Origin of the sequence: Bifidobacterium subtile, from assembly GCF_000741775.1 — a bacterium.
Taxonomy (GTDB): domain Bacteria; phylum Actinomycetota; class Actinomycetes; order Actinomycetales; family Bifidobacteriaceae; genus Bifidobacterium; species Bifidobacterium subtile.
This window is the reverse complement of sequence record NZ_JGZR01000005.1, coordinates 1-14,455: the sequence shown is the minus strand read 5'-3', so window position 1 is coordinate 14,455 and position 14,455 is coordinate 1. Positions and strand designations below refer to the sequence as shown.

Sequence of the window (14,455 nt, the reverse complement as noted above, 5' to 3'; positions counted from 1 at the left end):
CGGTTGCCGACAGGCTGGATATGCACGTTGCACAACGTGCGTTTCAGCGGTCTCGGCATCCTCTGTCGTCCTCGGGTTGTGTATGACGGACCTGCCAAACGAGGAGAACTGCGGTGAGTGAAACCACCAATTCCAATGCCGAATCTCAGCATGTGTATCCCAAAGCTGCTGCGGGCGAGCAGAGCGTACATGTCGCGCCGAACCCGAGCTTCCCGGATCTCGAAGTGTCGGTGCTCGACTACTGGGACAAGGACGATACCTTCAACAAGTCCGTCGAACGCAACCCCTCCGGCGACCACAGCCAGAACGAGTTCGTCTTCTTCGACGGCCCGCCTTTCGCCAACGGCCTGCCGCACTACGGCCACCTGCTCACCGGGTACGCCAAGGATGTGATTCCGCGCTACCAGACCATGAAGGGCCATCGCGTCAACCGCGTCTTCGGCTGGGACACGCACGGCCTGCCCGCGGAGCTTGAGGCGCAGAAGGAACTGGGCATCGAATCGGTCGACCAGATCGAGCAGATGGGCATCGAGAAGTTCAACGACGCCTGCCGCGCGTCGGTGCTCAAGTACACCGGCGAATGGCAGGATTATGTGCATCGTCAGGCGCGCTGGGTCGATTTCGAGCATGGCTATAAGACGCTCGACATCCCGTACATGGAATCGGTGATGTGGGCCTTCAAGCAGCTCTACGAGAAGGGCTTGGCCTATCAGGGCTACCGCGTGCTGCCGTACTGCCCCAAGGACCAGACGCCGCTGTCCGCGCACGAGCTGCGCATGGACGCCGACGTGTATCAGGATCGGCAGGATACCACCGTTTCGGTCGCGGTCAAGCTGCGTGACGAGGAGGACGCCTACGCGGTCTTCTGGACGACCACGCCGTGGACCGTGCCGACCAACTTCGCCATCGTCGTCGGTGCTGACATCGATTATGTCGAGGTCAAGCCCACGACCGGCAAGTTCGCGGGCAAGAAGTTCTATCTCGGCAAGCCTCTGCTCGGCTCCTATGCCAAAGAACTAGGCGACGACTACGAGATCGTGCGCGAGCTCAAGGGCTCCGACATGGTCGGCTGGCGCTACTGGCCGGTGTTCCCGTACTTCGCGGGCGACAAGGCTACGGCCGAGGGCGGCACGCCCGGCCCGAATGCCTATCAGATTCTGCTGGCGGACTACGTCGACACCGTCGAGGGCACCGGCCTGGTGCATCAGGCGCCTTATGGCGAAGACGATATGAACACGCTGACCAAGTACGGCATCGTGTCGACCGATGTGCTCGATGCGGGCTGCAAATTCACCAGCGTCTGCCCGGATTACGAGGGGCTGTATGTCTTTGACGCCAATCTGCCGATCCTGCGCAATCTGCGCGCCGGCGACGGCCCGCTCGCGCAGATCCCGGCCGAGCATCGCGCGCTGCTCTTCCAGGAGAAGAGCTACGTGCATTCCTATCCGCACTGCTGGCGTTGCGGCACGCCGCTGATCTACAAGCCGGTCTCCTCATGGTTCGTTTCGGTCACGAAGTTCAAGGACCGGCTGCTGGCGCATAATCAGGAGATCAACTGGATCCCGGAGAACGTCAAGGAAGGCCAGTTCGGCAAATGGCTGGCGAACGCGCGCGACTGGTCGATCAGCCGCAACCGCTTCTGGGGTTCGCCCATCCCGGTGTGGATCTCCGACGATCCGAAGTACCCGCGCATCGACGTGTATGGTTCGCTCGAAGAGCTTAAGAGCGATTTCGGCGACTATCCGCGCGGGCGCGACGGTGAGATCAACATGCACCGGCCGTTCATCGACGAGCTGGTGCGCGTCAATCCGGACGATCCCACGGGCAAGTCGCATATGCACCGCATCAGTGATGTGGAGGATTGCTGGTTCGAATCCGGTTCGATGTCCTTCGCACAGTTCCACTATCCCTTCGAAAACAAAGAGTACTTCGAGCAGCACTTCCCGGCTGATTATATTGTGGAATACATCGGCCAGACGCGCGGCTGGTTCTACCTGCTGCATGTGATGGCCACGGGCCTGTTCGATAGCTCGGCATTTGAGAACGTGATCTGCCACGGCATCGTGCTCGGCAGCGACGGCCAAAAGATGAGCAAGCACTTGCACAACTATCCGGACGTGAACGGCGTATTCAACGACTACGGCTCCGACGCAATGCGCTGGTTCCTCATGAGCTCGCCGATCCTGCGCGGCGGCAACCTCATCGTCACCGCCGATGGCATCCGCAATACCGTGCGCCAGGCCATGCTGCCGATCTGGAGCTCGTACTACTTCTTCACCTTGTACGCGAACGCCGCCAACCACGGGGCGGGCTTCGACGCGCGGTTGCTGCGCTCTGATGAAGTGGCCGGCCTGCCGGCGATGGACCGTTATCTGCTCGCCCGCACGCGCATACTGGTCGAGCGTGCGCAGCAGGCGCTGGACGATTTCGCCATCTCTGATGCTTATGCTGCCGCGTCCGATTTCATTGACGTGCTGACGAACTGGTACATCCGCAACACGCGCGACCGCTTCTGGAACGAGGATCCGGACGCGTTCAACACGCTCTACACCGTGCTGGAAACCTTCATGCGCGTGCTTGCGCCGCTCGCCCCGATGGAAGCCGAAGCCGTGTGGCGCGGGCTGACCGGCGGCGAATCGGTGCATCTGGCGGACTGGCCCTTCGCCAAGGACGCGCAGTCCGGCGAGGACACTGAGCTGGGGCGGGTTTTAGTTGCCGATCCGCAGCTGGTCGCCGCGATGGAGAAGGTCCGCGAGATCGTCTCCGCCACGCTGTCCCTGCGCAAGGCGGAGCAGATTCGCGTGCGCCAGCCGCTAGGGCGCTTGACCGTTCTGGTCGATGACCCGACCGGCGCCGCCGGCTACGAGGAGCTACTCAAATCCGAACTCAACGTCAAGGATATCGAGTTCTCCACCATCGAGGATGCGCCCAAGCACGGCCTCAAGGTCATCAACGATCTGAAGGTCAACGCCCGCGCTGCCGGCCCCAGACTCGGCAAGCAGGTGCAGTTCGCCATCAAGGCCTCCAAGTCCGGCGCATGGCATGTGGACCCGGCCACCGGTGCCCCGGTCGTGCAGACTCCGTCAGGCGACTTGGCGCTGGTCGAGGGGGAGTACGAGCTCATCAACCAGGTCGAGGAAAGCGATGCCGCGGCAGGTGACGCAGCCGGCGCCGTATCCTCGGTGCTGCCGACCGGCGGCTTCGTGATCCTCGACACCGCGCTCAACGCCGACCTGCTCGCCGAAGGCTACGCCCGCGACGCCATCCGCGCCGTCCAGGACGCCCGCAAGGACGCCGGTCTCGATATCGCTGACCGCATTGCTCTGCGCCTGACCGTGCCAGCTGCCGACGCGCCCAAGGTCGAGCAGTTCCGCGAGCTGATCGCCGCCGAGACGCTTGCCACGAGTCTGGATGTGGTGGCGGATGATGGTGTGGGGGAGCTGGGTGTGAGCGTGGAGAAGGCGTGAGACTCATGATGTGATACCTCGAGATCTTGTAAGCTACACTTGATATAGGAAGTGTAGCTTATAAGATTTTTGGAGGTGGTCCTATGTCAGCGGTTACGTCGGGTATCAGTGAGAAGACCCAGCGTCTGGCCGTGCCGTCGGTCGGTCATGAGCTTCATACATGGCATATCGCGAGTGAACTGCCGGTGTCGCGTACCAAACGGTCTCAAGGCAACGGACAGTACGAATCGACTATTCCTGCAACGCTGGCAGATGTTGAATTTGTGTTGCCGCAATCGCTGGGTGCCGACGTGGAGGAGGCCGCTTATGCGCTTGCGGCGTTTGATTCGTATGCTTCGGCACGACTGGGTGCTGGCAGCCGCGTGCTTGGGCCGATGAGTGCGGTGCTGTTGCGCACAGAAGCCGCTTCGTCTTCTCAGATTGAGCAATTGACGGTTGGCGCGAAAAATCTTGCGTTGGAAACGCTCCTTGAGGGGAGCAGCGAGAACGCCAAGGTAGTCGTGGGCAATGTGCGGGCGATGGAAGCGGCGTTGAGCCTCGGCAAGGATATGAACGAGGCCAATATTCTTGCGATGCATCGAGCGTTGCTGCTTGCGCAGCATGGATGGGAAGCTGAGGCCGGGCACTATCGTAGGCAACTGGTATGGGTTGGGACGAACAGCTACAGCCCACTTGGCGCTTCTCATATTGCGCCGCAGGCAGAGCTGGTTGAACGTGCGATGCGGGATCTGCTTGCTTTCATCATGCGTGATGATATGCCAGTGATCGCGCAATGCGCCATCGCTCATGCCCAGTTTGAGACCATTCACCCGTTCGCAGATGGAAACGGACGTTGCGGGCGCGCGCTGGTGTATGCGATTTTGCGGAATAAAGGAATGGCGCAACAGATCACGCCGCCCATTTCCGCAGGCTTGCTGCGGCAGACCGAACGGTATTTTGAGGCGTTGACGGCATATCGAGAGGGCGATGCGGCACCGATTGTTGATCAGTTCGCTCAGGCGTGCCTGTTTGCCGCCGGTAGTGGGCGACGGCTTATCGATGCGCTCGTTGAGCAGTTGAATTTGGCTCGCAAGAAGCTGAATGGGGTGCGTAGTGATTCGCCGGTGTGGAAAGTGCTGCCGCATTTAGTCGCGCAGCCTGTGATGAATACGCGGTATCTGCGCGAAAATGCTGGCATGAGCAAGCCTCAAGCGGAACGGGCAATCAAGCAGCTTGGGGAATTGGGGATTTTAACGCCCCGCTCAGGCAAGCAGCGTAATGTGCTCTGGGAACATCGCGGGATTCTCGACGTGCTCGATGGGTATGCAGCGGGTTTACGGCGGAGGTGACTAAAAAATGACTGGAGGGTTTTTCAGCACATAATAGTGAAAAACCCTATGAGTCATTCTTCATATACCGGACAACTTTTCAATCCACGTCTCTCTAAAAAGGAGGCGACACAGATACGATAACCGTCTTGATGTGAGTTGTCCATTGGAGTGAAATGAGCGACACACACGTTATAATTAGTTCGTTGTACGGTATATAATATATTTATATCAGTCAGTATGAAAAAGGAAACCTATGCCAGAATTGTATGCGCGCAAAGATGATGAAGGGTCGGTGCAGACCCTATTCGACCATCTGCACAACACGGCGAGACTCGCAGGAGAATTCGAGGATGAGTTTGGAGAAACGGCTCAGACCGCTGCGATTCATCACGACGAGGGGAAGGCAAAGGAGGATTTTCAGCAATATCTGTTTGCTGATGACGCCAAACGTGGGTCAGTGATTCATGCGTATCAGGGAGCCTTCACGATTTCGGAGATTCCTGCAGCCAGCGCAGCCGAAAAGCTCACACAGGAAATTCTTGAGCTGGACATTGCCAGCCATCATGGCGATCTTCCGGACTGTATTGCGCCAAGTGGCGATGAGTCGTTCTTCGACAAGATGTCCGAGGCGAATAAGGGCGAGGAGAAATACCATTATCAGGAAGTCAAGGAGAACATTCCTGAACTTGAATTGGACACTGACGCACGGTTTGAACGAAGCGTCAAAGAGACTCAGATTCTGCTTGAACGACTCATGCATGCGGGCTTCTATAAACAGGAATCGCTATATTTCTCGCTGGGACAATATGTGAAATATATTTTCTCACGACTGGTTGATGCAGACCGGTTGGATGCCGGGAATTTCAGCTCCCATCAGCAGCTCGCCTCGCACAAACCGGATTGGCAGCAACTTGTCGATCGTTTCGAGAAGAACATCGGTGCCTTTGACAGCACGTCGCCAATCAATAAGATACGTTCCGAAATCTCCGAGGCGTGTTTTAATGCTGCTGACAGGCCGGCTGGCATATACAAACTTGCCGTGCCGACTGGTGGCGGGAAAACGTTGGCTTCTCTGCGTTTCGCTCTGCACCACGCATTGCAAACACAGAAGAGCCATATTATCTATGTCAGTCCATATCTGACGATAACCACGCAAACTACAAAGTCTTTCCGGGATATCCTTGATCTTCCGAAGGAAAGCGACATCCTCTTGGAACATTATTCGAGCGTGATGAACTCCGATGACGATGACGATGGCAAAGAAGACGGTTCGACGATCAACCGCCGGAAACTAGCCGCTGAACGTTGGGACAATCCCATTATCGTGACGACGATGGTGCAGTTCTTGGAAACGGTGATGTCTTCACACGGCACGAAACTGCGCAAGTTCCACAATATGGCGAATAGCGTCATCGTGTTCGACGAGATCCAATCCATCCCGGTCAATGCAATCAATTTGTTCAACGAGGTTGTCAGCTTCCTGTCCAAAATCTTGAACTGCACGATACTGCTATGCTCGGCGACCCAGCCATTGCTTGATAAGACCGATCGGCATAATCTGCTGCTTTCCGAAAACCCGGACCTCATCGAAGACTCTGACAAATACGCTGCCGCTCTGAAAAGGACCAATATTGTCCCGATTCCGCAAGAAAAGGACCTTGACGAATTGGCTGATTTCGTCATGGAAAGGGCCAAGGAAAACGGAAACTGCCTCGCCATCGTCAATCTGAAGTCAGAGGCGAGGAAGCTGTATCAGCATCTGGAAGAACTCAATGCCGACGGTGAATTCGCACTGGTGCACCTCAGTACCTCGATGTGTGGCAAGCACAGGGCTAATGAGCTCAAGAAGATGATCAAACTGCTCGAGAGTCATCAGCCGATAATCTGCGTGAGTACTCAGCTGATCGAAGCGGGAGTGGACATCTCCTTCGCCTGCGTGGTTCGTGCCATGGCAGGTCTCGACAGCGTTCTGCAGTCTGCCGGTCGATGCAACCGGAACGGCGAATCGAAAGAAGCTAAGAACGTCTATGTCGTTTCAATCAAGAATGAGCGCGGACTAGAGAAACTCAAAGATATCAAGCTCGGAAAAGAAATCACCAATCGGCTTGTCCAAGATCATCCTGGAGTAGACCTGCTGTCAGATGACATGCTTAACGAGTTCTACGAATTCTATTTTGCTCCGCGCCAAGCTGAGATGGATTACCCGATTGACTCTTCGCACAACATTTACACCATGCTCTCTTCCAATGAATATGATCGGAATCGTTATATGGATCGGACCTCCAAGCGATACGGCCATCAATTGGCTCAGGCGTTTAGGACGGCAAGTGATCAATTCCATGTCATTCCTAACCTTACTAAGGATGTCCTTGTCCCATATGCGAAAGATAAAAACGATACTGAGTTCTCAGACATCCTTGATGCATTTGAAAAAGGGGACACGAAGACGAAAATTCGTTCTTTGCGCCTTCTCCAGGATTACTCAGTTTCTCTGTTCGACTATGAAATCGAGAAACTGTCGGAAGCGCATGCGATAAGTGTCATCGATTCGGAGTTCGGCATTTCGTTGTTGGATAAGCAATATTATAAGAGTGAATACGGCGTCGTGTTGGAGACAGAGATGTCTCCTCTGTTCGCGTGAGTAGAAGGGGATGCATGTGCTGAAGGAACGAAACTCGATCGAGTACGAGCTATATGCTCCGTATGCCCTTTTTTCGGAAGTGGCAACGAGGACTGGGGGAGAGAAATTCTCTTATCAAGTCCCCACATATCAGGCGCTGAAAGGCATCACGGAGAGCATTTACTGGAAGCCGACATTCATTTGGGTAATTGATGGCGTACGAGTGATGAACAAGATACAGACCGAAGGGAAAGGCATTCGTCCGATTAAGATGAATGGCGGTAACGACCTCTCCTACTATACGTATCTCAAAGACGTGCGTTACCGGGTACGAGCGCATTTCGAATGGAATGAACAGCGCCAGGACCTTGTACAGGACCGCAATGAAAACAAACACCATAATATAGCGAAACGTTCGCTCGCCCAGGGAGGTAGAAGGGATATTTTCCTCGGTGCCCGTGAATGCCAAGGATATGTCGAGCCGTGTTCATTTGACTCGGGTGAAGGGTTCTACGATAAGTACGGCGAGATGAGTCTTGGATACATGTTCTACGGATTTTCATATCCCGATGAGAATCCCGAGCATAATTTCATTGCAAAATTCTGGCGTCCAGTGATGAATAATGGAGTTATCGCTTTCGTCAGACCGGATGCGCAGTCATTGGACTGTGACGTTATTCGCAACCAACAGGCGGTGAAGGACTTTGTAATCGGGGATAACTTCAGTTTGGCACAGGAGTGATGATATGAGCTTATGGTCGAGTCTACTTGAGACATATGATGAAGTGCAGAACGTCGCTGGGATGATTCTGCCTGATCGCGACGGAAATCCCGATGTGAGCAAGGTCCTCCTGCCGCTACATCACACTACGTTGAAGACGCAGCTCTGCGTCACCCTTGATCAGAATGGTGTTCTAAGGAGAATTGAAAAGGACTCGAAGGATGTCACCATTGTTGTGCCATGCACTGAGAAATCCATGGGTCGCTCCGGCACGAAACCGGTGCCTCATCCGTTATGTGATCAGTTGCAATATGTCGATAAAGCGTATGACGCGGACAAATTTGCTTTGTACATGCGGCAGCTGGACAGCTGGAAGGGTGAGAATGCAAAACTCAATGCAATTTACCGTTATCTTTCCGAGCATAGCATTTCGGCAGATGCACAACATTTTGATCTTGACCTTTATAATCCTGATGGCGTTTCAGATGATTCTTCCGAACCGAAATCGAACGAACAAGATGCCAAAAGTCGGTTTAACAAGGACCGTAAGCTCGGGGTCCGATTCTCAGTGGAAGTTCCGGGTGACCATACTCCTCATATTTGGGAAGACAGGGCGATACGCGATCTATGGATTGCTCATCAGAGCAACACAGGCGAGAAGATCGGAGTTGACGATTTTGGTGAGACGCTTTATGAGCCTGCCGACAGCTTCCCCAAAAAGATAGTAAGTGTCGATGGCAATGCCAAACTTATTTCAGCTAATGACAACACTAATTTCACTTTCCGTGGCAGGTTCTCCGATAAAAGTGAAGCTTTAAGAATCGACAAGCTCACTTCTCAGAAGGTTCATTCGACGTTGTCATGGATCGTCAGTAATAATGGCGATGCTACCGATACCCAGGATATCGTGATTTGGGCAGTGGGAGGCGACCCCGCTGATGTGGTAAAGCCCGAGGGGGATTCTAGCGAGCTGTTTGCACAATTCCACGGGTCAGAGGAACGTACTGAGTCCGAGCAGCAGACTGAGGCACGGCATCAGATTGATACTGACTATGCGGAGAAATTTGCGGGAATTCTGCGTGGCTACGGTGATGCGCAGATATTAACGAAGCACGGCAGAAAAGTCGTGCTTGCGATTTTTGATGCTGCGACCTCAGGCAGACTCAGCGTCACGTTCTATCGTGAACTGGACAGCGGCAAATACTTGGAAAGTATCCTGCGTTGGCATATTGACTCTGCTTGGCCACTCATACGATTTACCTATGATGAGAAAAAGAAGTCTAAGCCAGTTGAATATATAGGCGCCCCTTCGTTTGACAATATCGTGAAATGCGCTTATGCGGTTGACGAGCGTTCGAGTGCCAGTTATAAGCGCTTCTCGAAAAACGTCAAGAAGGAACTGATCGAATGCATGTTCGGCAGTCATGACCTTCCTAGTTCTTTGTTGCGGTCGGCTTTTCATCGGGTCACAAGGCCGATGGGATATAGCAGCACATCAGCATGGTCTCGGAACTTCGAGATTGCATGCAGCCTTTGGAAAAAACACTTCGTACAAGAAAGGACAATCGTAACTATGGAACTGGATGTGACACGGACCGATAGAGATTATCTCTATGGACGTCTGCTGGCGCTTGCCGATGACTTTGAATCCGGGGTGCTGTATCAGCAAGGCATTCTTGACACGCGGCCGACCAATGCAGTGAAACTCATGAGTAACTTCGTGGCCAAACCTTATTCCACATGGGGCAACCTGTGGAAGCAGCTTGTGCCGTATATGAAATCAGCTAACATAAAAACGTTGAAAAGGGCGAATCGTTTTCAAGATGATGTAGATGATGTCATGGCGCTTTTCCGAGATGGGGATTACGACATCAGCGATGCACTATCGCCGTTATTCCTTTTGGGATACTCATCTCAGCGCAGAGTTCTTAAACAGCGTATCGCGGCGAAGAAATCTACAGAAGCAATCGAAGAAATTAAAGGAGAATAAACACCATGAGTCTGTCGAACAAGATTGATTTCGCTGTAGTCATTATGGCTGACAATGCGAATCCCAACGGCGATCCGTTGAATGGCAATCGTCCACGAACGACATCCGAAGGCCTGGGTGAGATTTCCGATGTAGCAATCAAACGCAAAATACGCAACAGACTTCAGGATGAGGGAGAGAGTATTTTCGTCCAGATGGATGAACGATCTGATGACGGGGCGCGATCGCTGACCGATCGGATGAATGCATTTCTGAAGACCTTGAGCGCTGCTGATCGCAAACAGAAGAAAGTCGTTTTTGACAATGTTTGCGCGCGATGGATGGATGTGAGGTCGTTTGGTCAGGTTTTTGCTTTCAAAAAGGGAGACGATACTGATGCTGTTTCGTTGGGAGTGAGGGGCCCAGTGTCCATCCAGTCGGCTTTTTCAGTGCAGCCTATCGCCATTGATGACGTGCAGATCACGAAATCAGTGAACAGTGAGACCACGGACACCGATAAGAAGTCTTCCGACACCATGGGAATGAAGTATCGTGTCTCTGGGCGTGCCGTGTACCGGACTTATGGAAGCATCAGCACACAGCTTGCCGAGAGGACCGGTTTTAGCGATGAGGATGCCGAAAAGATCAAGAACGCGTTGCTCACGCTTTTTGAGAATGACGAAAGTTCCGCGCGCCCTGCAGGTTCCATGGAAGTGCTGAAAGTTGTTTGGTTCACGCATAACAGCAAATATGGCCAGTATTCTTCTGCCAAGGTTCATCGCGCAGTATCTGTGGATCCCGAGGGGAATGTCTCGGTTAATACTGAGAGCATCCCAGGGCTGCAGCATGAAATACTCGATGGTCGCTGATTCTGGGCATACAGTTGTGGGGTGGTGATAGCACCCGGGCTTTGACGATGTGGTCGCTATCCGGTCTCGGCGCTATCTGCTATATGGTGGCTGTAAAAACTTCCAAGAAAGGGAGAAGCTATGGAGGGGCCAGACGAATATCCTGAGGATGATTGGTTGGCCCTTTCAGGCTTGCAGCACTATTCCTTTTGCAAACGGCAGTGGGCTTTGATTCATATCGAGCAGCTTTGGTCGGAAAATGTCAGAACCACTGCCGGATCGTTGGAGCATCAGCGGGCAGATGATTATGATGAATCCGAGACTCGTGGTGATTTGCTGATTCTCCGTAGTCTTCGTGTATTTTCCAGACATCTGGGGATAACCGGTATCTGCGATGTCGTCGAATTCAAGAAGTCTGCTGAAGGCGTGAAGCTCCAACATCGAGAAGGCACCTGGAATCCTTATCCGGTGGAATACAAGCATGGTGTTGCGAAGACTGTGGACGCTGATCGTCTGCAGCTGTGCGCCGAGGCGATGTGTCTTGAGGAGATGCTTGCTTGTGACATTCCAGAGGGAGCGTTGTTCTATCATCAGACCAGGCGCAGAGAGGTCGTAGCCCTTGATGATTCCTTGCGTTCTGAGGTGAGGGAGCTTTTGAAGCAGATGCATGAAATGTATGCCAGAGGATACACGCCGAAGGCTAAGCGCAAGCGGGCGTGCAACGCATGTTCTCTCAAGGATTTGTGTCTGCCTGAGTTGGGTAGGGCGAAATCAGCGAAAGCCTATATCGCACAGTATATGAATGACGACGAATCGCAGACGGTAGAGTCTCAGACGGTGGATGCGCGATGAGGAAGTTGCTGAATACGCTATTCGTGATGACGGAAGACTCGTATCTGTCTCTCGAAAACGACAATGTCGTTGTTCATCAAGGTGACAAGAAATTGGCTTCGGTACCGTTGCGTTCCATAGAGCAGATCATGAGTTTTAGCTACAAAGGTGCCTCGCCGGCACTGATGGGAAAATGTTCGGAATTTGACGTTGGGCTCTCCTTCTTTTCTCCACACGGACGGTATTATTGTTCGGTTCTGGGAGAGAAGAATCGTAATGTTCTACTGCGCAGGGAACAATTCAGAATCGCGGATGCTGAACCAAACAGTCTGCCCATCGCACAATCATTCATCGCGGGAAAGCTGTTTAACTGCAGATGGGTACTGGAGCGCACGAAGCGAGATCACGTAATGCGCGTCAACGTCGAACGAATTTCAGAAAAGAGCGCTGCGTTGCATGATGCGATGCAGACACTTGGTACTTGCATATCTATAGACGAACTCAGGGGCGTGGAGGGGAACGCAGCCAAGGATTATTTCTTTGCCTTCGATGACTTGATTCTGCGTGATAAAGATTCGTTCTTCTTTGAAACACGCAGCCGCAGGCCGCCGTTAGATAGAATGAACGCTTTGTTGTCCTTCGTGTACGCGCTGCTTGCCGGTGATTGCACTGCCGCGCTCCAAGGCGTTGGGTTGGATCCCTACGTGGGCTTTATGCATGTCGATCGGCCGGGAAGGGCGTCGCTCGCACTTGATCTCATGGAGGAGTTCCGGCCTGCCATAGCTGATAGATTTGCACTGAGTCTCGTGAATACCGGCGCAGTGAAATCCACGAATTTTGAGGAGCGTGAGAATGGCGGGATTTTTCTTAACGAGCAAGGGCGGAAAACCGTTCTCGCAGCGTGGCAGCGTCACAAAGCCCAGACGATTACGCATCCGTTCTTGAATGAGAAGATATCATGGGGCCTGGTTCCTTATGTTCAGGCGCTGCTACTGACGCGGACGATACGTGGCGATCTGGATGCCTACCCGCCTTTTATGTGGAAGTGATGAGTCATGCTTGTCGTAGTGGCATACGATGTCAACACCGAGACTCCACAAGGCAGGAGACGACTTCGTCAGGTCGCTAAAACATGCAAGAAGTATGGGCAGCGTGTGCAGAACAGTGTTTTCGAATGTTCTGTGACGCCCTCGGATTTTCTGACACTTAAACATGATTTGCACAAACTCGCCGATTTGGAGTCGGATAGTCTGCGGTTCTACAATCTTGGAGCGAACTACTCGAATCGGATTGAACACATGGGAGTGCAACGGCATCTGCCCGATGATAGTGTCATGATGGTGTAGGTGATCGGTTTGGCTAATCGATGATGGACTATAAGGGGGTTTGTGTCCCTGTGCGAGAGTGAAGCGCTCATGGATTCCCTGGAGGTTCGCACCTGATGTCAGGCTACGGTTCGCGGGAAACAAAGAATTTTCAGTGGCAATAGGGTCATCTGATTGTTGTCTGATAACGTAAGAGTGCTTTAAGTGCGGGTTTGTATGGACTTGTTCTCATTTTTGATATAGTTAAGTTCGCATGGTGGGATATTGGATTCCATTTGTGCGGTCGCTCCCTCACGGGAGCGTGGATTGAAATCCCTATGCAAGCAGCGGGCAACACGTACATCACGCGTCGCTCCCTCACGGGAGCGTGGATTGAAATCGGCTCGCGCCATACGCGCTCGAACTGGTAGTCGTGTCGCTCCCTCACGGGAGCGTGGATTGAAATATCGTCTGTCTCCTTGGTTGACGGAGATCAGGTTGTCGCTCCCTCACGGGAGCGTGGATTGAAATCGATAATCCCGAATCGGCTGAAGCGATGGACACGTCGCTCCCTCACGGGAGCGTGGATTGAAATATCATTGAGCGCGAGAAGACATTTAGAAGTGCATGTCGCTCCCTCACGGGAGCGTGGATTGAAATCCTTATGCTCTTCGCCAGCCGAACAGGCTGACGTGTCGCTCCCTCACGGGAGCGTGGATTGAAATTGGTTCCGCTGATACGCGGGTTCGCTCGTGCTCCAGTCGCTCCCTCACGGGAGCGTGGATTGAAATTTGTTGCCATACGGAAGGATGTACGCCTGTCCCAGGTCGCTCCCTCACGGGAGCGTGGATTGAAATCCGCGTCGTCATGCTCGAATGAGACGTCGATGGAGTCGCTCCCTCACGGGAGCGTGGATTGAAATGATCCGATTGCGTCTATTGGCTCTCCGGCCTGGGTCGCTCCCTCACGGGAGCGTGGATTGAAATTGATACTGATAAGGAATGATGTCCGCATCCGCAGGTCGCTCCCTCACGGGAGCGTGGATTGAAATGCTGCCAACTGAGTATTGTTTGTGTGTCCATATGTTTTTAGTCAAGTTGGTTTTTTGTGGTTGGTCACTTATTTTTTTCGGGTTTCGGCGTGGAGCGTGCTGTTGGTTATTGGTTGTGGATTTCCTTGCCGAACATGAGGGCTTCGCTCACGCGCCGGCTTGGTCCGGTGAATTCGATGAGGCGGCCGTGGTGGACGATGCGGTCGATGATCGCGGCGGCGAGTTTGTCGTCGGCGAAGATCGTGCCCCATTTGCTGAACTCGATGTTGGTGGTGAAGATGATGCTTCTTCTCTCGTAGCTGCCGGTGATGATCTGGTAGAGGAGTCTGGCGCC

The 14,455-nt window shown here is 53.4% G+C and carries 10 protein-coding genes and 1 CRISPR repeat array; of the genes, 9 read left to right on the top strand and 1 reads right to left on the bottom strand.

Translation table 11 applies throughout. The features are described 5' to 3' along the window. Nucleotides 1–113 precede the first annotated feature (113 nt). The 9 genes from ileS to cas2 all read left to right on the top strand — a co-directional run bounded on the left by ileS (nucleotide 114) and on the right by cas2 (nucleotide 13,112). Nucleotides 114–3,467 (top strand): mupirocin-resistant isoleucine--tRNA ligase, encoded by a 3,354-nt coding sequence (gene ileS, locus BISU_RS03720; RefSeq protein ID WP_024463318.1) that lies wholly within the window; start codon nucleotides 114–116, stop codon nucleotides 3,465–3,467. Nucleotides 3,468–3,550: 83 nt separating this feature from the next. After that, the gene (locus BISU_RS03715) at nucleotides 3,551–4,795 is read left to right on the top strand and encodes a Fic family protein (protein WP_081672671.1); all 1,245 of its coding nucleotides are present in this window, start codon (nucleotides 3,551–3,553) and stop codon (nucleotides 4,793–4,795) included. A 235-nt stretch (nucleotides 4,796–5,030) separates the two neighbouring features. Beyond that, complete coding sequence (locus BISU_RS03710) at nucleotides 5,031–7,418, top strand: CRISPR-associated helicase/endonuclease Cas3 (protein WP_024463316.1); 2,388 nt, start codon at nucleotides 5,031–5,033, stop codon at nucleotides 7,416–7,418. A gap of 16 nt (nucleotides 7,419–7,434) precedes the next feature. Further along, nucleotides 7,435–8,139 (top strand): type I-C CRISPR-associated protein Cas5c, encoded by a 705-nt coding sequence (cas5c, locus tag BISU_RS03705; RefSeq protein WP_024463315.1) that lies wholly within the window; start codon nucleotides 7,435–7,437, stop codon nucleotides 8,137–8,139. A 4-nt stretch (nucleotides 8,140–8,143) separates the two neighbouring features. Continuing rightward, a complete protein-coding gene (locus BISU_RS03700) occupies nucleotides 8,144–10,108 on the top strand; it encodes a type I-C CRISPR-associated protein Cas8c/Csd1 (RefSeq protein WP_024463314.1) in 1,965 nt (654 codons plus the stop codon). Between the two features lie 5 nt (nucleotides 10,109–10,113). Continuing rightward, nucleotides 10,114–10,956, top strand: a complete 843-nt coding sequence (gene cas7c, locus BISU_RS03695; protein ID WP_024463313.1) for a type I-C CRISPR-associated protein Cas7/Csd2 — start codon at nucleotides 10,114–10,116, stop codon at nucleotides 10,954–10,956. 120 nt (nucleotides 10,957–11,076) lie between these two features. Continuing rightward, the gene (gene cas4 / locus BISU_RS03690) at nucleotides 11,077–11,787 is read left to right on the top strand and encodes a CRISPR-associated protein Cas4 (RefSeq protein ID WP_024463312.1); all 711 of its coding nucleotides are present in this window, start codon (nucleotides 11,077–11,079) and stop codon (nucleotides 11,785–11,787) included. After that, nucleotides 11,784–12,815 carry a type I-C CRISPR-associated endonuclease Cas1c gene (cas1c, locus tag BISU_RS03685; RefSeq protein WP_024463311.1) on the top strand — a complete coding sequence of 344 codons (1,032 nt, stop codon included), beginning with the start codon at nucleotides 11,784–11,786 and terminating at the stop codon, nucleotides 12,813–12,815. Before cas4 ends, cas1c begins: the two co-directional genes overlap by 4 nt. A 6-nt stretch (nucleotides 12,816–12,821) precedes the next feature. Then, complete coding sequence (cas2, locus tag BISU_RS03680; RefSeq protein WP_024463310.1) at nucleotides 12,822–13,112, top strand: CRISPR-associated endonuclease Cas2; 291 nt, start codon at nucleotides 12,822–12,824, stop codon at nucleotides 13,110–13,112. A 261-nt stretch (nucleotides 13,113–13,373) separates the two neighbouring features. Next, nucleotides 13,374–14,121: direct repeats of the CRISPR family, unit length 31 nt; unit sequence GTCGCTCCCTCACGGGAGCGTGGATTGAAAT. 106 nt (nucleotides 14,122–14,227) lie between these two features. Here cas2 and BISU_RS03675 read toward each other — a convergent pair. Continuing rightward, nucleotides 14,228–14,455, bottom strand: a 228-nt coding sequence (locus tag BISU_RS03675; RefSeq protein WP_024464561.1) for an ATP-binding protein, incomplete at its 5' end; no start/stop codon positions are given.